The 20,386-nt window shown below is 54.5% G+C and carries 16 protein-coding genes and 1 rRNA gene; 3 read left to right on the forward strand and 14 right to left on the reverse strand.

The annotated features are described in order from the left end of the window. The first annotated feature begins 166 nt into the window (after positions 1-166). Together rrf and PZBJ_RS16785 are read left to right on the forward strand one after the other, a co-directional pair. A 5S ribosomal RNA gene (gene rrf / locus PZBJ_RS16780) occupies positions 167-282 on the forward strand. A gap of 232 nt (positions 283-514) precedes the next feature. Further along, positions 515-1,819 (forward strand): MFS family transporter, encoded by a 1,305-nt coding sequence (locus PZBJ_RS16785; RefSeq protein ID WP_101763427.1) that lies wholly within the window; start codon positions 515-517, stop codon positions 1,817-1,819. On the opposite strand, the gene PZBJ_RS16790 is transcribed toward PZBJ_RS16785, so the two are convergent. From PZBJ_RS16790 to trxC, 5 genes are all read right to left on the reverse strand, one after another. Next, positions 1,820-2,140: a YfiM family lipoprotein gene (locus PZBJ_RS16790; protein ID WP_101763428.1), complete on the reverse strand. Its 321-nt coding sequence runs from the start codon at positions 2,138-2,140 to the stop codon at positions 1,820-1,822. Between the two features lie 3 nt (positions 2,141-2,143). Beyond that, complete coding sequence (pssA, locus tag PZBJ_RS16795; protein WP_101763429.1) at positions 2,144-3,499, reverse strand: CDP-diacylglycerol--serine O-phosphatidyltransferase; 1,356 nt, start codon at positions 3,497-3,499, stop codon at positions 2,144-2,146. A 116-nt stretch (positions 3,500-3,615) separates the two neighbouring features. Next, the gene (locus PZBJ_RS16800) at positions 3,616-6,273 is read right to left on the reverse strand and encodes a bifunctional acetate--CoA ligase family protein/GNAT family N-acetyltransferase (protein ID WP_101763430.1); all 2,658 of its coding nucleotides are present in this window, start codon (positions 6,271-6,273) and stop codon (positions 3,616-3,618) included. A gap of 87 nt (positions 6,274-6,360) precedes the next feature. After that, positions 6,361-7,065, reverse strand: a complete 705-nt coding sequence (locus PZBJ_RS16805; RefSeq protein ID WP_101763431.1) for a tRNA-uridine aminocarboxypropyltransferase — start codon at positions 7,063-7,065, stop codon at positions 6,361-6,363. Positions 7,066-7,156: 91 nt separating this feature from the next. Next, positions 7,157-7,576: a thioredoxin TrxC gene (trxC, locus tag PZBJ_RS16810; RefSeq protein ID WP_101763432.1), complete on the reverse strand. Its 420-nt coding sequence runs from the start codon at positions 7,574-7,576 to the stop codon at positions 7,157-7,159. A 156-nt stretch (positions 7,577-7,732) separates the two neighbouring features. On the opposite strand from trxC, the gene PZBJ_RS16815 reads away from it, so the two are divergent. Next, positions 7,733-8,833, forward strand: coding sequence for a tRNA/rRNA methyltransferase (locus PZBJ_RS16815; protein WP_101763433.1), 1,101 nt, complete (start codon positions 7,733-7,735; stop codon positions 8,831-8,833). Positions 8,834-8,870: 37 nt separating this feature from the next. On the opposite strand, the gene emrB is transcribed toward PZBJ_RS16815, so the two are convergent. From emrB to nrdI, 9 genes are all read right to left on the reverse strand, one after another. Next, positions 8,871-10,406 carry a multidrug efflux MFS transporter permease subunit EmrB gene (gene emrB, locus PZBJ_RS16820; protein WP_101763434.1) on the reverse strand — a complete coding sequence of 512 codons (1,536 nt, stop codon included), beginning with the start codon at positions 10,404-10,406 and terminating at the stop codon, positions 8,871-8,873. Between the two features lie 17 nt (positions 10,407-10,423). Next, positions 10,424-11,596 (reverse strand): multidrug efflux MFS transporter periplasmic adaptor subunit EmrA, encoded by a 1,173-nt coding sequence (gene emrA, locus PZBJ_RS16825; RefSeq protein WP_101763554.1) that lies wholly within the window; start codon positions 11,594-11,596, stop codon positions 10,424-10,426. A 148-nt stretch (positions 11,597-11,744) separates the two neighbouring features. Beyond that, the gene (gene mprA, locus PZBJ_RS16830) at positions 11,745-12,275 is read right to left on the reverse strand and encodes a transcriptional repressor MprA (RefSeq protein ID WP_008101638.1); all 531 of its coding nucleotides are present in this window, start codon (positions 12,273-12,275) and stop codon (positions 11,745-11,747) included. Positions 12,276-12,983: 708 nt separating this feature from the next. Continuing rightward, the gene (proX, locus tag PZBJ_RS16835; protein WP_101763435.1) at positions 12,984-13,979 is read right to left on the reverse strand and encodes a glycine betaine/L-proline ABC transporter substrate-binding protein ProX; all 996 of its coding nucleotides are present in this window, start codon (positions 13,977-13,979) and stop codon (positions 12,984-12,986) included. 63 nt (positions 13,980-14,042) lie between these two features. After that, entirely contained in the window at positions 14,043-15,221 is a 1,179-nt protein-coding gene (gene proW / locus PZBJ_RS16840) for a glycine betaine/L-proline ABC transporter permease ProW (RefSeq protein ID WP_101763436.1), read from the reverse strand. A 2-nt stretch (positions 15,222-15,223) separates the two neighbouring features. Then, the gene (gene proV / locus PZBJ_RS16845; protein WP_101763437.1) at positions 15,224-16,414 is read right to left on the reverse strand and encodes a glycine betaine/L-proline ABC transporter ATP-binding protein ProV; all 1,191 of its coding nucleotides are present in this window, start codon (positions 16,412-16,414) and stop codon (positions 15,224-15,226) included. A 482-nt stretch (positions 16,415-16,896) separates the two neighbouring features. Then, the gene (gene nrdF, locus PZBJ_RS16850) at positions 16,897-17,856 is read right to left on the reverse strand and encodes a class 1b ribonucleoside-diphosphate reductase subunit beta (RefSeq protein WP_101763555.1); all 960 of its coding nucleotides are present in this window, start codon (positions 17,854-17,856) and stop codon (positions 16,897-16,899) included. An 8-nt stretch (positions 17,857-17,864) separates the two neighbouring features. Next, positions 17,865-20,003 (reverse strand): class 1b ribonucleoside-diphosphate reductase subunit alpha, encoded by a 2,139-nt coding sequence (gene nrdE / locus PZBJ_RS16855; RefSeq protein ID WP_101763438.1) that lies wholly within the window; start codon positions 20,001-20,003, stop codon positions 17,865-17,867. Then, positions 19,982-20,386: a class Ib ribonucleoside-diphosphate reductase assembly flavoprotein NrdI gene (gene nrdI / locus PZBJ_RS16860; RefSeq protein ID WP_061718050.1), complete on the reverse strand. Its 405-nt coding sequence runs from the start codon at positions 20,384-20,386 to the stop codon at positions 19,982-19,984. Before nrdI ends, nrdE begins: the two co-directional genes overlap by 22 nt.

The following is a 20,386-nucleotide window of genomic DNA, read 5'->3' on the forward strand; positions in this document are numbered from 1 at the left end:
TGTGTAAGCGCAGCGATGCGTTGAGCTAACCGGTACTAATGACCCGTGAGGCTTAACCTTACAACGCCAGAGGCGTTTTGGTCTGAGAGACCGGATATTTTCAGCTTGTTTACGGATTAAAGAATCAGCGGAAGCGAATGTCATTCGTTTTTGCACAAAGAATTTGCCTGGCGGCTTTAGCGCGGTGGTCCCACCTGACCCCATGCCGAACTCAGAAGTGAAACGCCGTAGCGCCGATGGTAGTGTGGGGCCTCCCCATGCGAGAGTAGGGAACTGCCAGGCATCAAATAGTGAAGAAGCCCCGGACGAAAGTCCGGGGCTTTTTTACATCTGCATATAGCGAATTAAAGTCGGCAGATGGCTGAATTTGCATGAAAATCAGTAATAAATTGCACTAAAAACTTCGCGGCAATCACATTTTGCAATCCAGGAACAGAGACAATTCCCGCAACCAGTTAATAGATGCTTTACTCAATCCTTTGGCGCTAATTATTCGCAAGGAAAAGAGGTAAGCATGACTGATTCACAACAACAAAAAGTGGCTCTAACTGCAACGGCAGCTGACAGTAAAAAGCGCATCTGGTCGATTGTCGGCGCATCGTCTGGCAATTTAGTCGAATGGTTCGATTTCTACGTCTACTCCTTCTTCTCACTCTATTTTGCCCATGTATTCTTTCCAAGCGGTGATACCACCACCCAGTTGCTGCAAACAGCAGGCGTCTTCGCAGCTGGTTTTCTGATGCGCCCGATCGGCGGATGGTTATTTGGCTATATTGCCGATCGTCACGGTCGCAAAGCCTCAATGCTGATCTCAGTGTGCATGATGTGTCTGGGATCATTAGTGATCGCCTGTCTACCGGGCTACGGAGAAATTGGCCTGGCCGCGCCTGTCATTCTTCTGCTGGCACGTATGTTTCAGGGATTATCGGTTGGTGGGGAATACGGTACCAGCGCCACTTATATGAGCGAAGTAGCACTGGAAGGACGAAAAGGATTTTATGCCTCTTTCCAATATGTGACGCTCATCGGCGGCCAACTGTTAGCGGTGCTTACCGTTGTAGTCTTACAGCAAATTCTCAGCGATGAAGAACTTCGCAGCTGGGGCTGGCGTATTCCGTTCTTCCTCGGGGCGGCGCTCGCTGTGGTGGCATTGTGGTTGCGTCGTTCTCTCAACGAAACTTCAGAGAAAAAACACCGAGAACATCGTGACGCCGGCAGCATTACGGGATTACTGCGCAATCACACCCGTGCATTTCTGATGGTGCTGGGCTTTACCGCAGGCGGTTCGCTAAGCTTCTATACCTTCACCACCTACATGCAAAAATATCTGGTAAATACTGCCGGGATGGATGCGCGCAGTGCCAGTGGATTAATGACCGGTTGCTTATTGGTATTCATGTTGATTCAGCCGATAGTTGGCGCGCTGTCAGACAAGATTGGTCGTCGTGCCTCAATGATGATTTTTGGTGCCGGGGCAGCTATCTGTACGGTTCCGATTCTGCTGCTGCTGCAAAATGTGCAAAGCAGTTGGCTGGCATTTGCCTTGATCATGCTGGCGCTAATCATCACCAGTTTCTACACCGCTATCAGTGGCATTTTGAAAGCAGAGATGTTCCCGCCGGAAGTCCGCGCGCTGGGCGTTGGGCTTTCCTATGCGGTGGCGAATGCTATTTTTGGTGGTTCGGCAGAGTACGTAGCCTTACTGCTGAAAAGAGAAGGTATTGAAACCAGCTTCTTCTGGTATGTTTCGGCAATGGGCGCTTTAGCATTCCTGGTATCGCTGATGCTGCATCGCAAAGGGAAGGGGATTGCGCTGTAGTTACTGACTGAGATTCCACAGTGCGATACCGCTGGCGGCGCCGGCGACATCCCAGCTAAGATCTTTCCAACTCCAGCCGCTCCCCGCTGAGCGGCTGTCATATAACTCTTTCCCCACACCGAAACTCAACGAAAACAGAAAGCCGAAACGCAAATTCTGCCCGCGGCTGTGATTTTGATGCTGAGAAATCTCACTACCTGCGGCTGCCAGCACAGCAGAAGAGAAGTAGTGTTGCGCTTTGTCTTTGCCGGTCCAGTTATCCTGGGCGACATGCGCACATCCACTACACAGCAAAACCACGCAGAGGATAGGCGCACGCATCGGCTAAAGCAGACGGCTAATCAAGCGATCGATGCGAATACGGCGCAGGCGACGAATCAGCTTGCGCACCTTTGCCGGATAATCGGAGATACTTTCCAGCTCGCGATAATGCTGCACCACGGAAGTATGCTCACGAATCAGCGCCAGCTCTTTTTCACGCTGCTCGGCCAATTGATTGAGAGGATCGTGAATCAGCACCGCATTTTCCAGATCCAGTCGCCACGCGCGTGGATTGAGGTTATTACCGGTGATCATCATCCATTCGTCATCCACCCAAATGCCTTTCAGGTGATAACTGTTTTCGCCATCTTTCCACAAGCGTACCGTCAGCTGACCATTATTGACGTAATACTGCAAACGGCTCAGGAAGCGACGCAGGTTAATCTCATATAGATAAGGCAGCGCCCCGATAATCTTGAACGGCTGTTCTGGCGGGATGTAGAAGTCATTGGCCGTTTTGTCGCCAATGATGATTTCAACTTCTTTACCCTGACGCAGTAAATGAATCAGGTTACGCACCAGAATGGCCGGCAGGTTAAAATAGGGCGTACACAGCGTCAGCTTGCGCTCAGCGCAGGGCATCAAATGGAAAATGGTTTTGTTCAGCAGGCTACGTTTGCCCAAGCCAACCAACGGCGTGACGGCAAGGCAATCATTATCTGCATTGCCGGTAAACTGATAGTTAAAGCTGCGCAGCTCCTGACGGAACTGACGTGTTTCATTTTTGATTTCCGGGCTGGAAGGGCGCTCAGTTTTATCGAGGCGGTTAACCGCATCGGAATCCTTGAGATTTTCGCAGATCCACGCATACATGGTATCGGTAAGCTGTGGATTGCGGATCAGCTGATAACGGTCATAACGGTATTTATCATGCTGATGCAAATAGACATCGTTCAGGCTCGCGCCGCTGTAGAGCAGCGTATCATCAATGATAAACCCTTTCAGATGCAGCACACCGAGCGCTTCGCGGGTGTTAACCGGAATGCCGTAAACTGGAATAGCGATATCCGGGTGCTGAGTCGCCATTTCGCAATACCAGTCAGCGTTGGTCACGCCGCGAGCAGCGCCAATACGACCACGCTGCGCACGATGCCAGTCAACCAGAATACAGACATCCAGCTCCGGACGTGCCTGACGCGCTGCGTACAGCGCCTGCATTATTCCGCGACCGCCGTCATCATTCTCCAGATACAGCGCGGTGATACAGATACGCTTTTCTGCTGCGGCAATTTTCGTCAGCAGGGTTTCGCGAAACTCGGCAGGCGAGTAAAGCGTCGTCAGATCCGAAACGGATTGTGACAGTTTAGGCAGCTGTGCGAGGTGTTGTTGGTGTTTATTACGTTTAAATTTAGACAACATCACAGTGCACTTCTTCTCTGTTCATTGCATGGCCTTTTGCCATCAAATCATGATCCTAACGGTAAATAATACCATCAACCGGCCTGTAGAGGAGGAATTTTACCTTTCTGTACAGGTTAGCTGATGACATCACCGAGCGGCAAATTCAGGCTGACAATGCCATCATCCAGTTGAATATTCACGCGAAAATTGAGCTTTCGCGCCAGCGTGATCATGCCGCTATTGTTTGGCATGGTGATACCGTTCAATTGTTGCAGGCCATGATCGCGCGTATAGCGAATCATCTTCTCCAGTAAGCGCCTGCCCATGCCCAAGCCTTTCAGGTCAGACCGCACCAGCACGGAGAATTCAGCATCGATATTATCGGCATCGGAGATCGCACGTGTTACGCCAATGATCTCGTCGACGCCGTTGTGCTGCCGTATAGCGACAATCGCCATTTCGCGGTCGTAATCAATTTGCGTCATATTCGCCAAATCTTCATGGGTGAATTCATTGATTTCACTGAAGTAACGATAGTAGAGATCTTCTTTCGTTACCTGGGCGATAAAGGCGCGCAGCTGCGGTTCATCTTCCGGCAGGATCGGGCGGAACAGGCAATATTGCCCATTTTTCAGCTGCACCTGCTCTTCAAGATGATGCGGGTAAGGACGAATCGCCAGCCGTGTTTCGTTATCACCATTGAAAGGCGCCAGCTGCAGCGTGACATCCAGCAGCGTGAATTCGTCAGCTGATGCCAGCAGCGGATGAATATCCAGGCGCTGAATCTCCGGACAATCGACCACCAGGTTTGAAACCTGCACTAACAGCTGGCTAAGCCCGGTGATATCCAGTGGTCGCAACGCACTACGGCTGCGAACTTTGCCGCTTTTCATCGCCTGAATCACCAGATAGCGCGCCAGCGTCATATTCAGCGGCGGCAAAGCCACGGCGGCTTGCTTGTCGGGCTGCCACTCCACGCCGCCTTCGCCCAGCAGGATGATAGGACCAAACAGCGGATCCTGTTCGACCACCACACGCAACTCCTGCGCTCCGGCGCGATTCGCCATACTCTGCACCAGCAAACCATCAATATGCGCCTGTGGATGGGTTTCACGCACGCGATCAAAAATGGCTTCAGCCGCTTGTTCCACCTCTGCGGCGCTGCGCAGATACAGCATTACGCCTTGTACCTCCGACTTATGCGGAATATCCGGCGAACGCAGCTTGAGCGCGACCGGATAGCCAATCTGATCGGCGATGCTGGCAGCCGCGGCGCTGTCGCTGGCAATCCAGGTGGGCAGCGTCGCCAGGCCATAAGCTTGCAACACCGGCTGCACTTCGTGGGTGTCCAGCGTAGTGATGCCTTTATCCAGCGCTTGCTGAATCAGCTGATGCGCCTGCGCGCTGTTCTGCGTCAAACCAATCGGCAGCGCGGGCGTCTCACGCAGTTGCTTCTGGTTGCGGCGATATTCCACCTGATGCATGAAAGCGGTAACGGTACCTTCCGGTGTGCGCCAGGTGGGAATGCCAGCCTGAGTAAACGCGCGTCGTGCACTCTGCGAAGAGTATTCGCCGCACCAGTTCGTCAGCAAAGTAACCTGCTTGCCACGCGGATGTTTGGCAACCGCAGCGATAATCTGCTCGGCGGTCTCGCTCGAAGGTGAAACGGCGCTTGGCGCATGAATGATCATCAGTGCATCAAGTTCATGGCTATCCAGCAGCCGTTCAATGCAGGCGACATAGCGCGCTGGTGTCGCGTCATCTTTCAAATCCAGCGGATTGCCGCGGCCAACGCCTTCTGGCAGCAGTGTGGCCAGCGCCTGCAAGGTTTCGTCACTTAGCGTCGCCAGCTTACCGTTGCGCGCATACAGTTCATCCAGGGCCAGCGCCGCCGGGGCCGCGCCGTTGCTGATGATCATCAGTCGATCGCCGCGTAATGGACGCATATGGCTCAGCGACTCAACCGCCGTAAACAGTTCATGCGTATCCTGTACGCGCAGTAAACCGGCGCGCTGAATCGCCGCATCCCAGGCAGCGTCCAGTCCGCTGTGAGTACCGATCATCGCCTGCGCCTGATGGCTGCGACCACTTTTTATCACCAGAATCGGTTTATTACGCGAGGCGCTGCGCGAAGCGGAAACAAAGCGACGCGCATCGCTGAGGTGTTCGAGGTAGAGCAGAATGGCGCTGGTTTTACCGTCGCGCGCGAGGAAATCCAGCAGATCATCAACGTCGATATCCAGGCTATCACCCAAGGCGATAAACCATGAGAAACCGAGGTTACGCTGCTGCGCCCAATCGAGAATGGTGTTAGAGACCGCAGCAGATTGCGAAATAAAAGCAATGCGACCTTTAGCAATCGGCACTGGCGAAAAGCTGGCATTCAACCCTTGCCACGGCGCCAGCAAACCTAAGCTGTTCGGCCCAAGCAGGCGAATTTGCCATTGACTGGCGCAGGCTTTCAGCTCTTCCAACTGGCTGGATGGCGCCGAGAGAATAATACAGGCCTTACAACCTTTTTCGCCCAGTTGTTGCAGCAGTTCGAGATTACGTTTGGCGTGGGTACAGATGATGGCGAGATCGGGCGCGAAGGGCAGGCTGGCGATATCCGGCCAGGCCAGCACGCCGCTCACCGCTTTATACTTCGGCGTCACCGGCAATACCGGGCCGCTAAATCCACCGGCCAGCAGGTTACGCATCATAAAGTAGCCGGCGCGCCCCGGTGTAATTGACGCACCGATTACCGCGATTGATTTAGGTCGTAACAGCGCTTCCAGTCCGCGTTGGCTCATCATCCGCTCCTGCTATCAAGATTGGCATGATTGTAAACGCTTTTTAGCGCGCGTGCCGATTCACCGATCGCATGCTGAGAGCCAGCTTCAGATTCCGCTACTCAATGCTTCTTCCACAGCATGAATCGGATGATGCGGTTTCCCCGCCAGATAAGCATGACGGAAACGGGTGAAATAGTGCTGCAATTCTGCGGCGGCGGCGAGATCCCCGGCCTGTTCCAGCAGCGCGGCAGCGACTTCGGCGGTGCAGTGCTGGCCTTCGCCGTGGGCCTCGCGCAGCGTGTAGCGCGAGGGCGCAGACACGTTGAGCGACATCACCGGCAACGCATCCAGCCACGGACTTTTGCGGAACATCTTGCGCGCTTCCGTCCAGGTGCCGTCGAGCATAATAAACAGCGGCGGTTTGCCGGTGAGCGGCGGGCTGGTGAGCACTTCGCGATCGGCATCTGCGTAAGACGCCGGGAAAACCACCAGCGGCTGATAATGCGCGTTCTTCACCACCGCCAGCAGCGCGGCATCCGGCTCGGTGCGTGACCAGCCAAACGCCTCGGTGTCCGGCAGCACATCGGCAATTAACCTTCCGGTATTGCTCGGCTTCATCGGCTCGGTATCGAACATCACCAGACAGAAGCGACTGCGCGCTTGCTGAGGCTGGATGGTGGCGCACAGACAGTTTTTCTGCGGCAGCAGGCAGCGTTGGCAACGAATGACACGATTACCGCGCGCAAGAAACGGGCGCGTGGCGCGCGCTAAACGTTGCGCACGTAAGCGCAGAACGGCATTTTCAAACATAAATTCGCAGGCAGGAGAAAAAACGCCAGTGTAATGGAATTAGCCGGGAAAGGTAATAAGGAAGGCCAGCACGCGGCTGGCCATCAGCGGTTTACAGCGATTCGTCGAGCCACTCGTTGAAGGGCGCTTTCGGCATTGCGCCGTTCAGCATGTCGACCATCTCGCCGTTCTTGAACAGCATAATCGTAGGAATGCTGCGAATGCGGAAACGCGCGCTAAGCGCGGGTTCGGCTTCGGTATTCACTTTCACGAAGCGCACCTTGCCGCGCCGCTCGTCGGCGACATCTTTAAACACCGGTGCGAAGTTAACGCACGGGCCACACCACGGCGCCCAGAAGTCGATCACCACCGGCAGATCGTCTTGCAGATACTTATCCAGCGTGGCCGCGGTCGCGTTGGCGACTTCACCGTTGAATAGCTCGCCGCCGCAACGACCACATTTTGCTCCATCAGCCATGCGCGACTCGGGCACGCGGTTGGTTGCCTGACAGGAGGCACAAACTGTATTCATATTTACCTCAACCCGGACCTGTAAATCTGATGATTGCCGGACATTATGAAAAGGTTGAGTGCTATGCTCAATCTGGATTGCCCAATAGGTTCAATAGTTGATAGCTAAGCACCGACACATCAGGTAATCTTCGCGCTCTCAATGCTGGAGGAACAGATGAACGACGAATTTAAAGGCAAAAGCGGCAAGGTAAAAGTGATGTACGTACGTGATGAGGAGAGTGGTCAAAAGCCGAATCCCCGTACCGGCAAAGGCGGCCGTCCTGCTGCGCGCCAGGAAGATAATCGTCGTTCTGGTCCTCGCAGCGGTGCACGTAATAATGAAGAAGGTGGCCGTGGCGGCGCACGCAGCCCGGCACCGCGCGGTGCGAGTAATACCGAACGCGGTCGCAGCTTTGGTCGTGGTGACGATAACCGCAGCTTCGGTGATTCGCCGTGGCGCACCGTTTCTCGTCCGCCGGTCGCGGATGATAGTCAACTGGATGATGCCGCGAACAAGCCGGTCATCGATCCCGAGCAGATTCGCCGTCAGCGTCAGGAAGAGACGCGCGTCTACGGTGAAAATGCCTGTCAGGCGCTGTTCCTGAGCCGTCCGGAAAGCATCGTGCGCGCCTGGTTTATTCAGAGCGTAACACCGCGTTTCCGTGAAACCCTGCGCTGGCTGGCGGCCAACCGCAAAGCCTATCATGTGGTTGAAGATGCTGAGCTGACCAAAGCTTCAGGTACTGAACACCACGGTGGCGTGTGCTTCATCATCAAAAAACGTATGGGCATGCCGGTTACCGAGTGGCTGACCAAGGCCCCCACCAAAGATTGCGTGCTGGCGCTGGAAGATGTCAGCAACCCGCACAACCTTGGCGGCATTATGCGTAGCTGCGCGCACTTCGGTGTGAAAGGTTTGCTGGTGAATGATGCTTCGCTGCTGGAGTCAGGTGCGGCAGTACGTACCGCCGAAGGTGGCGCTGAACACGTACAGGCAATCAGCGGCGAAAGCTTTGCCGATGGCCTGGAAGCGTTCCGTAAAGCGGGTTACACCATCGTTACCACCTCAAGCCACGAAGGCACACCGCTGGCGAAAGCTGAGCTGCCTGCCAAAATGGTGCTGGTGTTGGGTCAGGAGAGCGAAGGTCTGTCAGACAGCGCTTTCCAGCAGGGCGATCTCAGCCTGTCGATTGGTGGCACCGGCAACGTTGAAAGCCTCAACGTGTCAGTGGCGACCGGTATTCTGCTCGCCGAATGGTGGCGTCAGAACGCATAAAAAAACGGGCCGCAAGGCCCGTTTTTGTTTGTCTCGCTTAGTGAGCACCACCGCCGCCACTGCCCGCACCAAATGGTGGACGCGCAAACCACACCAGCACCAGCAAGATCAAGAACACGCCCGCCGATGCCCAGAAGATCTCATTCGCCGAAATAATCAGACCCTGATTGGTAATTTGCTGCGCGATATATGCCGAGGCCTGCTGCTGGGTCATGCCCATGCTTTGCAACTGGTCATACATCTGCTGTGAATTGACGTTGTACGGATTCACCGACTCCGACAGATAGCTATGATGCATCGATTCACGGTTACTCCACATGGTGGTAGTAATTGAGGTACCGATGGAACCCGCCAGCGTACGCACGAAGTTCGACAGGCTTGATGCCGCCGCCATACGTTCTGGCGGTAAGCCTGACAGCGTAATGGTGGTGAGCGGCATAAAGAAGCACGCCACCGCAAAGCCCTGAATAAACTGCGGCCACGCTGATGCACCAAAATCCATCCCCGGCTCAAATGTGTAGGCGCGCCAGTAAAAACAGACGGCATACATGATGAAGCTGAAGGTCACCAGCTTACGCATATCCAGCTTGTGGGCGAAGCGGCCAATGATCGGCGACAGGATCACCGGCAGAATCCCCACCGGTGCCGACGCCAATCCGGCCCAGGTGGCGGTGTAGCCATATACCTCCTGTAACAGCTGCGGCAGCAACACTATCGAGCCGAAGTAAAGCATATAGGCCAGGCTAATCGACAAACAGCCGATGGTGAAGTTGCGCATCTTGAACAACGACAAATCGACTATCGGATGGTCGTCGGTGAGCTCCCACACCAGCAACACCAGCAGCGCCACCACGGCGACCACCATCAGCACAATGATCTCGGTTGAGCTAAACCAGTCGAGCTCTTTTCCGCGATCCAGCATCACCTGCAGCGAGCCAATGCCCACCACCAGCAGTACCAACCCCACCATATCGATCCGGCGGATTTCGGTTTTGGTTTCACGTCCACGCAGCGTTTGCAGCGTCAGTAACACCACCACCAAACCAATCGGTACGTTGATGAAGAAGATCCAGCCCCAGTGATAGTTATCGCTGATCCAGCCGCCGAGAATTGGACCGCAGATCGGTGCCACAATCACCGTCATCGCCCACAGCGAAAGCGCCACGCTGCGTTTCGCTGGCGGATAGTTGTTCAGCAGCAAACTCTGCGACAGCGGAATCAGCGGACCGGCAACCACGCCCTGAATGACGCGGAAGAAGATCAGCATCTCCAGGCTTTCGGACATGCCGCAAGCCCAGGACGCCAGCACAAACAGGATGGTCGACCAGGTAAACAGCTTCACTTCACCGATGCGCTTGGCCAGCCAACCGGTAATCGGAATTGAGATGGCGTTCGCCACCCCGAAAGAGGTAATCACCCAGGTGCCCTGCGAGTTCGAGGCACCGAGGTTACCGGCGATGGTCGGAATCGCCACGTTAGCGATGGTGGAGTCGAGTACCTGCATGAACGTCGCCAGCGACAGGGCGATGGTCATCAGGACTAACGGCGCACCTTCAAGCGGTTTTTGTGCCATAACAGCCTCCCGCGGCGTTAGTCAGCGTTGGCACGAACGATGTCAGTAATCAGCTGGTTAACCGGCGCGAGGTCGATTGCCAACGCATTACTTTCATACGCGGCTTGCGAACGCACGGTGCTGGCCAGCGTGGCACCCTCTTTGTTTTGGGTATCCACTTTCACCAGCGTGGAGAGGCCGATACGCAGCGGATGTTCCGCCACTTGTTTCGGATCCAGCTCGATACGCACCGGCAGACGCTGGACCACTTTGATCCAGTTACCGGTGGCGTTCTGCGCAGGCAGCAGCGAGAAGGCGCTGCCGGTACCCATATCCAGACCCACCACTTTGCCGTGATACTCGACGTCATCGCCGTAGATATCACTGATCACCGTGGCTGATTGGCCGATACGTACACCTGCAAGCTGGGTCTCTTTGAAGTTTGCATCGATCCACAGATTAGTGGACGGCACCACCGCCAACAGCGGGGTGGTGGTGGAGATTTGCGAGCCAACCTGTACGCTGCGACGTGAAATGAAGCCATCAATCGGGCTACGTATTTCAGTACGCTGCAGCGCCAGCCAGGCATCGCGCAGCTCAGCCGCACTCTGCTGCACCGCAGGCTGTTTTTCCAGCGAGGTATTCAGAATCATCGCCTGGTTAGCGTTGTATTGCTGCACTGCCACATCCAGCTGCGCTTTGGCTGTCGCCACGGCATCACGCGAGTGTTGCAGCTCTTCGCGGCCAATCAGATTAGACGCGCCCAGCGGCTCGCGGCGTTTCAGGTCAGCTTCGGCCTGTTCCAGCGCAGTTTGCTGCAGTTTGATGGTAGCTTGATACTGCTTGCCATTGATCATCAGCTGGTGGGTTTGACGCACGCTGGTGGCCAACGCGGTCTGCGCTTTTTCAAACGCCTGCTCGGCATCGGTTTTATCCAGCGACACCAGGACGTCGCCTTTCTTCACCACGTCGGTGTTATCAAACCACACTTTGTTTACGCTGCCAGAAACCTGCGCCATCACCTGCACCTGGTTGCCCGCCACGTACGCATCATCGGTTTCCTGGAAGTGACGCAGCACCAAATACCAGTAAGCCAGATACGAAACACCAATAATTACAAACACGATAGCCAGCAGGATCAGCACACCTTTGCGCTTCTTCTTTTTATTCGCTGGCTGTTGCGGGCTTTGAGCTTCCGCTGTCGCACTCATGTCGTTCTCCACGTTTTCCATTTAGTCGGGATGTGCCGATCCTTCAACACGGTTGCCCGAGTCAAAAAAGCCAGCACTTAAGCGCTGGCCGGACAAAAGGGGATTAAAATAGCGATTTCGGAAGGTGATTGTGTCGCACTTCTTGCTATTAGCGCGACAGGGAAGCGATAACCTGATCTTCGTCCATTTTATCGAGACGGTTAAGTAACTTACGGGTAATCGATTCCAGCTGATCCTGCTCGTTAGTAGAGAGCGAAGACCACAGGTATTGCAGGCTCTGATGCTGCGGTGGCAGCAGCTGGCGCAGGAATTCATTGCCTTTTTCGGTCAAATGCAGATGCAGGCAGCGACGGTCGTTCTCGCTTTCACGACGTTCGATCCAGCCGCGCTTCTCCAGCTCATCAGCGATACGCGTGGCATTGGTGCGTGAAGAGCCGAGGGCAGAACTCAGTTCTGAAGGCTGAATGCTCTGATTTTCCTGTGCATCAAGGGTAATCAGCGCCATGAATAAGGTCTCGTTAATTCCCTGCGCCTTCAACATTTTGTTGCGATTATCCAGCAGTTTACCCTGCATGTGCATGCACAAGCGGGTCAGAATGATCTCCTGCAGCGGAAAATCTTTATGGCGGTTAGCACGGATGTTAAGCATCTGTTCAATGGGAGTAAACGAACTTTCCATTTTAAAAAAACCTCTTAGTTGCAACTGGTATAGTAATGATGGTGACAGATTAAGCGTAGTCACAATTTCCGCAGGTGATTGTTAGCACGATCACATAGTCAACATCTGACATTCCAGGTTGTTCCTTAACCCTGGGCATTTTGCCCTGACATCCCACCTGAACATACAGGCAGCCGATGCCATCAATTCATCTCGGGAAACCTTTTTACAGATAAATAATTTCGCGAGAAAAAATAACTCTGGTGAATAACTGCGCTGCTAACCATAACAAACCCAATCATTAATGAATAGTATTGCTCAGCGGTTTAGAACCATCTTTACGATTTCTAAACACTTTTCGCGCGCCGCTTGTCTACGTAAATCAAGGTGTTGATTAACATGCTCTTAACAACGCCCGCGCGAATGCGACACCAGCCAAAGTGATGGAATTTGATCGCTAAACGGGAAGCAGTCATTGCGTGCGGATAAGAGAGATAATCATTTGTAGGTAATAGTAACCGAAAAAATTATTTCAATGGTGTGTTAATTAACAGGACGTACCAGTGCGCTATAGCGCACGCTTCGCTTATCTGGGGAAAGGAAAAGGGGAGAGGCAGCCATTTACCGTAGCGGCGCAATTTATTGCGCTGAGTTCCTGAAGTGGAATTATTCCATGAAAAACGGCGCGATAAATCGCGCCGCTACAATACTAACGCTAATGTAAATGCGTTACTTCGCTGCCGCCAGTGCGTCCTGAATCCACTTATCGAATTCCGCCTGGTGACCTTTGATCCAGCCATCAACGTGGCCATTGATATCGGCTTCAGAAGCATGGCCCGCATGCATCGCCGCATTCTCGGCGTTGATGTCGCCAATCGGCAGCTTCATCTCAGCAAAAAGCTTTGCCGCGGCCGGATTTTTCTCGGTCCAGGCTTTGTTGGCGACGATATGCATGGTGTTCACCGGGAAACCGTAGTTAGCCCCGTTCGCCAGCTTGGTATCGACTTTGCTCTGCTCGCCCGGCAGTGAAGAGAACGGCACCTGCAGCCATACCACATCTTTACCCGGCTTCAGCACGTCGCTGACCCAATACGGCGTCCAGGTGTAATAGAACACCGGTTTGCCCTGTTTAAAGCGCGTGATGGTATCGGCGATCATCGCCGAGTAGTTGCCCTGATTGTGCTCCACGGTGTTGCTCAGCTTGTAGGCATCAATCTGGTGATTAATCACCGCTTCACAGCCCCAGCCTGGCGTACAGCCGGTCAAATCCGCTTTGCCATCACCATTGGTATCAAACAGTTTGGCGATCTTGGGATCTTTCAGCTGTTCAATATTGGTGATGTGATACTGCTCGGCGGTTTTCTTATCGATCAGGTAACCCTGAGCCGCGCCACCGACGTAAGTGCCCTGGCGATAAAACTTCGCATCGCCGCCCGCGGCTTTATACATATCGTCGTGCAGCGGTTGCCAGTTGGTGGCAATAAAGGTGGCATCACCGGCTGCGATGGTGGTGTACGCCACGTTGTAATCAATCTCGCTTGGCTTCTCAACGGTATAGCCGAGTTTCTCCAGCGCGCGGCTTACCAGCAGCGTCTGGAAGGTCTCTTCAGAGATGGTACTCTGCGTCGGTTTAACGGTGATGCCTTTACCGGGCAGGTCGGCGGCGGACACGTGCGTCGCGGCGAACGTCGTCAGGACGGCGGCGATGAGAGCTGTCTTGCGCATAGTCATTCCTTATTTTACGTGTTACGTCGAAGACGGGCGGCCGCAGCGGACCGCCCATTGAAATCAGGCTTTTTTACTGAAAGGGCGCATCAGCAGACCGAGCGGGCCAGTGCTGTACCAGTGACGGCTGCCACGGCTGCGGCTGTCGCGGCCCATCGACTGCGTCAAGCGATCGAGGATAATGGCGAGGATCACGATGCCCACGCCGCCGACGGTGGCGAGGCCCATATCCAGGCGACCAATGCCGCGCAGCACCATCTGACCGAGACCGCCAACCGCGATCATCGAGGCGATCACCACCATCGACAGCGCCAGCATCAGCGTCTGGTTTACGCCAGCCATGATGGTCGGCATCGCCAGCGGCAGCTGCACTTTGAACAGCATCTGACGCGGGCTGGCACCGAAGGATTCACTCGCTTCAATCAGGTCGGCTGGTACCTGCTTAATCCCAAGAATGGTGAGGCGCACAATCGGCGGCAGCGCAAAGATAATGGTCACCACTACGCCCGGCACGTTGCCGATACCAAACAGCATGACGATCGGCACCAGATAGACGAAGGCCGGCGTGGTCTGCATTGCATCCAGCAGCGGACGAATAATGCGCGCGGCACGTTCACTGCGCGCCAGCCAGATGCCGAGCGGCAAGCCGATGATGATGCAGAACAGCAGGGCGGTTAGCACCAGCGCCAGCGTCACCATCGCCTGCGACCAGGCACCAATCGCGCCAATGGCAATCAGCGAGACCAGCGTAGCAATCCCCATCGCCGGGCTGGCGATCTGCCAGGCGATCAGTGCGAACACCACAATCGCTACCGGCGCGGGCATGCCGAGCAGTAACTGCTGGAACGCGCTGAGGATGTAATCCACCGGCACGCGAATGCCCTGAAACACCGGACGGAAATGGCTGACCACCCAATCGATGCCTTCAGTCACCCAGCTATCAAGCGGAATCCAGGTTTTATGGAACGGGTCCATGAGGTTGAAATGTTCCGGCGCGGGAGCGGGTGCGCTGCTCAGCCAGTCGCTGCTGCTGGCAGCATTGCTGGCGGCATCGTGGCCACCGCTGCTGGCGGCGGAGGGATCGCCCCATGCATCGGCGCTGCCGGAGCTGCTATCTGCAGGCGCGGCACCGCCGCTCGCCCAGGGATCGCTGCTGCTGGCGGCGGGGCTGGTATCAGTGGTGGCAGGTTGCTGGGTGGTTTGGCTGGCGCTTTCCCACGGATTCGCTGTTTGTTCGCTCATGATTAGGCTCCTTCACGGTCTAAAGCACGCAACAGCATGCTTTTCGAAATGATACCGACGTACTGATTCTCTTCGCTGACTACCGGCACGGCGCAGGGCGCTTGTGCCACATGCGACAGCAGATCGTTCAGGGAGGTATCGGCAGGAACCGCTAAGGGCGTGTCGAGCAGCGCGCTATCCAGCCCTTCACCGGCCGCCAGCGCGGCTTTCAATGAATCGGTGGACACCACGCCAACAAACTTCTGTTTCTCCAGCACGTAGCCATATTCGCGATCTTCATCCTGCAGCAGCTTGATGGCGGATCGCGGACCAAAACCGGCGGCTTTGCGGATCAGTGAACCCGCACTGCGACGCGCAATATCTTTGGCGCTAAACACGTGACTAATATCGACGCCGCGGAAGAAGGTGCGCACATAATCATTGGCAGGATTATTGAGGATTTCATCCGGCGTGCCGACCTGTACCACTTCGCCGCCCTGCATAATGGCAATGCGGTCGCCAATACGCATCGCTTCATCGAGGTCGTGAGAAATAAATACAATGGTACGCTGATGTTTGGCCTGCAGTTTTACCAGTTCATCCTGCATTTCGGTACGAATCAACGGATCAAGTGCTGAGAAAGCTTCATCCATTAATAAAATATCAGGATTAATCGCCAATGCGCGGGCTAATCCAACGCGTTGACGCATACCGCCAGAAAGTTCATCGGGATAAGAGTGGGCGTAATTATCCAGGCCAACCTGACGCAATGCTTCCAGCGCTTTTTCCTGACGTTCGGCTAAAGGAATGCCGGCTAATTCCATGCCAAAGGCGGCATTATTTAGCACAGTCATGTGTGGCATCAGCGCGAAGGATTGAAATACCATACTGATCTTATTTCTGCGGACTTCACGCAGTTCTGATTCCGATATTTTGGCAATATCGACACCGTCTATGATTACCTGGCCGCGAGTGGGCTCGATCAGACGATTGAGAAGGCGAACCATGGTGGACTTACCTGAACCTGAAAGCCCCATGATGACGAAGATCTCGCCTTCTTCAATGGCCAGACTGGCATTTTTGACGCCAACAGAGAGGCCGGTTTTTGCCAGAATACTCTCTTTGCTTTCGCCTTTATCGATCAGCTTAAATGCCTTTTCGGGATTATCCCCAAATACCTTATATAAATTCTTTACTTCGAGTTTAATTGCCATGCAGTAATTAATTTCCCGGTTAAATGTTTAACTATTTCTTGTTGTGGTCCTGATTAAAATTAAGCGCCCTATACCCTAACATAGTGAAATTATCTGACAACCCTGAATGGCGATATTCGGCGGTGCGCGTAGCGGTCAATCGCTAAAATCGCCAGTGCTCACAAGGGATGCGCGTGGATTAATTTTTTGCATTTGAGAAGTGAATTTATGTGCGTTTCAGTCCGTTTCTGGTGCAGAGTGGCCGAAAATCAATCCAAAAAGAAGAAATATAATTGAAATAAATGGGTGAGAAGAGCGGAAATAAGATTGGTTTAAAAAATAATTATCACTGAATTAATACGCTAAATAATTCGCGTCACAGCAAGGCGACAAGCCCGCTCGACCCAGCAGCATAGTGAACTATGTGACTGGGAAGAGTGGGCGCAGTCAACGCTGCTGTGCCAAAAGTAGGTGCCTCCAGGCAACGCGAAGTATGACGCGTATTAAAAATTCCAATCTTCGTCTTCGGTTTCTACGGCTTTCCCCATTACATAAGAGGAGCCTGAACCTGAGAAGAAGTCGTGGTTTTCATCGGCGTTGGGCGACAGCGCGGACAAAATCGCCGGGTTCACGGTGGTCAGTTCGGCCGGGAACAGCGCTTCGTAGCCGAGGTTCATTAGCGCTTTATTGGCGTTGTAGTGCAGGAAGGTTTTCACCTCTTCCGCCCAACCGACTTCACCGTACAAGGCTTCGGTATACACCACTTCGTTTTCGTACAGCGCCAGCAGCAAATCAATCGCGAACTGCTGCAGCTCTTCGCGGCGGCCAGCATCGACGTTTTCCAGCGCCTTTTGGTACTTATAGCCGATGTAGTAACCGTGTACCGCTTCGTCGCGAATGATCAGGCGAATCAGATCTGCGGTGTTGGTCAGCTTGCCACGGCTCGACCAATACATCGGCAGCCAGAAACCGGAGTAGAACAGGAACGATTCAAGGAACACGCTGGCGATTTTCTTCTTGAGCGGATCCTCGGCGCGATAGTGCTCCAGCACAATCTTCGCCTTGTTCTGCAACGCTTCATTCTCTTCACTCCAGCGGTACGCCGCATCGACATCTGCGGTGTTACACAGCGTGGAGAAAATCGAACTGTACGAACGCGCATGCACTGCTTCCATAAAGGAGACGTTCGACAGCACAGCTTCCTCGTGTGGCGTAATCGCATCTTCCATCAGGCCAGGCGCACCAATCACGTTCTGGATGGTGTCGAGCAGCGTCAATCCGGTAAACACCCGAATAGTCAGCTGCTGTTGCTGGTGGTCCAGCGACTGCCACGCTGGCAAATCGTTGGAGAGCGGCACTTTTTCCGGCAGCCAGAAATTACTGGTCAGTCGGTTCCACACTTCGAGGTCTTTTTCGTCCTGGATGCGGTTCCAGTTAATGGCTTGAATTTGTTTTAGTTGCATAGTTTTCATCACAGTGAGCAGGAGACGCAGCCCTGCACCTCGGTGCCTTGAAGCGCCATCTGGCGCAGACGGATGTAATAGAGCGTTTTGATGCCTTTTTTCCACGCGTAGATCTGCGCTTTGTTAATATCGCGCGTGGTGACGTCGTCGCGGAAGAACAGCGTCAGCGACAGGCCTTGATCGACGTGCTGCGTGGCTTCGGCGTAGGTATCAATAATCGCTTCCGGCCCAATGGAGTACGCATCCTGATAGAGGTCGAGATTGTCGTTGGTCATAAACGGCGCCGGATAGTAAACGCGGCCGGTTTTGCCCTCTTTACGGATCTCAATGCGCGACACAATCGGGTGAATGCTGGAGGTCGCATGGTTGATGTACGAGATCGAACCGGTGGGCGGAATCGCCTGCAGGTTCTGGTTGTACAGCCCATGTTGCATCACTGCTGCACGCAGCGCTTGCCAGTCGGCCTGCGTTGGCAGAGTCAGTCCGGCATCGGCGAACAGTTTTGCCACGCGCGCGGTGCGCGGCAGCCAGCGCTGTTCGACATATTTATCGAAGTAACTGCCGCTGGCGTATTTCGACTCGGCGAAACCGTCGAAACTCTTCTGATGCTCCTGCGCCAGCAGATTCGAGGTGCGCACGGCGTGATAGGTGACGCAATAGAAGTAAAGATTGGTGAAATCCAGCGCCTCTTCTGAACCGTACGCCATGCCTTCGCGCGCCAGATAACCATGCAGGTTCATCTGACCGAGGCCAATCGCGTGCGAGCGGCGATTGCCTTCCGCCACCGAAGGCACCGAATTGATCTCACTCATCTCGGAAACGGCGGTCAGTGCACGCACGGCGGTTTCCACGGTTTGCGCCAGATTGCGCGAATCCATGGCATGCGCAATGTTGAGAGAGCCGAGGTTGCAGGAGATATCTTTGCCGACGCGACGATAGCTAAGATCGTCATTGAATTCGCTGGCGCTGTTAACCTGCAAAATCTCGGAACAGAGATTACTCATGTTGATGCGCCCGGCAATCGGGTTGCTGCGGTTCACGCTGTCTTCAAACATGATGTACGGGTAGCCCGATTCAAACTGAATCTCCGCCAGCGTCTGGAAGAAATCGCGCGGCTTGATGTAGGTTTTGGTGATGCGATCGTCCGCCAGCATCTCGTCGTAATGCTCGCTGATGCTGATATCACCAAAGGCTTTGCCGTAGATGCGCTCGACATCGTACGGCGAGAACAGCGCCATATCGCGATTCTCTTTCGCCAGCTGGAAGGTGATATCCGGGATCACCACGCCGAGCGACAGCGTTTTGATGCGGATCTTCTCGTCGGCGTTTTCACGTTTGGTATCGAGAAAGCGGAAAATATCCGGGTGATGCGCATTCAGCCACACCGCACCTGCGCCCTGACGTGCACCCAGCTGGTTAGCGTAGGAGAACGCATCTTCCAGCATCTTCATCACCGGAATTACGCCGGACGACTGGTTCTCAATACGCTTAATCGGCGCGCCCGATTCACGCAGGTTAGAGAGCAGGAACGCTACGCCGCCGCCGCGTTTCGACAGTTGCAGCGCCGAGTTCACCGCGCGACCAATCGATTCCATGTTGTCTTCGATGCGCAGCAGGAAGCAGGAGACCAGCTCGCCGCGCTGCTGCTTACCGCAGTTAAGGAAGGTTGGTGTAGCGGGTTGGAAGCGACCGCTCAACATTTCCGCCAACAGCTCGCGCGCTAAGGTTTCATTGCCGCGTGCCAGCGTCAGCGCCACCATGCAGGCGCGCTGTTCGAAGGTTTCCAGATAGCGTTTGCCGTCGAAGGTTTTCAACGTGTAGCTGGTGTAAAACTTCCACGCCCCGAGGAAGGTGTGAAAGGCGAAACCTGCCGCATCAGCTTCATCGTGCAGCTGACACAGGAAATCGAAAGCGTACTGATTCAGCACCTCGGCTTCGTAGTAGCCTTCGGCCACCAGATAGCGCAGGCGCTCGCCTGCCGAGGCAAACTGCACGGTATTGGGTTGTACATGCTGCAGGAAGAACTGGCGCGTCGCTTCGTGATCTTTACTGAACTGGATGCGGCCATCGGCGTCATACAGGTTCAGCATCGCGTTAAGCGCGTGGTAATCAGTCAGCGAGCTGTTTAGGGTGTCTGTCGTTGCCAAAATTGGGTCACTCCCGCTTTTACATTAGCGATATCGTCGGGGGTTCCCATCAGCTCAAAGCGGTAGAGATAGGGAACCTGACATTTCTGCGCAATGATGTCGCCCGCCAGGCAATAGCCTTCACCGAAGTTGCGGTTACCGGCAGCGATCACCCCGCGAATCCCGCGTCGGTTGGCATCATCATTGAGGAATTGAATCACTTGTCTCGGCACCGCACCGCGCGAACTGCCGCCGCCGTAGCTCGGCACCACTAAAATGTAGGGCTGTTCGATATGCAGGCGCTGCTTGCCGTCAACCGGAATGCGGCGGGCAGGCAGCCCAAGACGCGTGATGAATCGGTGCGTGTTTTCCGACTGGCTAGAGAAATAGACCAGTGGAAACAT

Source organism: Pantoea endophytica (assembly GCF_002858935.1).
In the GTDB taxonomy this organism is placed as follows: Bacteria; Pseudomonadota; Gammaproteobacteria; order Enterobacterales; family Enterobacteriaceae; genus Pantoea; species Pantoea leporis.

Bases quoted from the DNA above. Each gene is read 5' to 3' on its own strand.
- proX (WP_101763435.1), bottom strand. From the start codon at position 13,979: ATGCGCAAGACAGCTCTCATCGCCGCCGTCCTGACGACGTTCGCCGCG.
- PZBJ_RS16785 (WP_101763427.1), top strand. From the start codon at position 515: ATGACTGATTCACAACAACAAAAAGTGGCTCTAACTGCAACGGCAGCT.
- nrdF (WP_101763555.1), bottom strand. From the start codon at position 17,856: ATGCAACTAAAACAAATTCAAGCCATTAACTGGAACCGCATCCAGGAC.
- PZBJ_RS16790 (WP_101763428.1), bottom strand. From the start codon at position 2,140: ATGCGTGCGCCTATCCTCTGCGTGGTTTTGCTGTGTAGTGGATGTGCG.
- nrdI (WP_061718050.1), bottom strand. From the start codon at position 20,386: ATGTTTCCACTGGTCTATTTCTCTAGCCAGTCGGAAAACACGCACCGA.
- emrA (WP_101763554.1), bottom strand. From the start codon at position 11,596: ATGAGTGCGACAGCGGAAGCTCAAAGCCCGCAACAGCCAGCGAATAAA.
- proW (WP_101763436.1), bottom strand. From the start codon at position 15,221: ATGAGCGAACAAACAGCGAATCCGTGGGAAAGCGCCAGCCAAACCACC.
- mprA (WP_008101638.1), bottom strand. From the start codon at position 12,275: ATGGAAAGTTCGTTTACTCCCATTGAACAGATGCTTAACATCCGTGCT.
- trxC (WP_101763432.1), bottom strand. From the start codon at position 7,576: ATGAATACAGTTTGTGCCTCCTGTCAGGCAACCAACCGCGTGCCCGAG.
- proV (WP_101763437.1), bottom strand. From the start codon at position 16,414: ATGGCAATTAAACTCGAAGTAAAGAATTTATATAAGGTATTTGGGGAT.
- PZBJ_RS16805 (WP_101763431.1), bottom strand. From the start codon at position 7,065: ATGTTTGAAAATGCCGTTCTGCGCTTACGTGCGCAACGTTTAGCGCGC.
- PZBJ_RS16800 (WP_101763430.1), bottom strand. From the start codon at position 6,273: ATGAGCCAACGCGGACTGGAAGCGCTGTTACGACCTAAATCAATCGCG.
- PZBJ_RS16815 (WP_101763433.1), top strand. From the start codon at position 7,733: ATGAACGACGAATTTAAAGGCAAAAGCGGCAAGGTAAAAGTGATGTAC.
- emrB (WP_101763434.1), bottom strand. From the start codon at position 10,406: ATGGCACAAAAACCGCTTGAAGGTGCGCCGTTAGTCCTGATGACCATC.
- pssA (WP_101763429.1), bottom strand. From the start codon at position 3,499: ATGTTGTCTAAATTTAAACGTAATAAACACCAACAACACCTCGCACAG.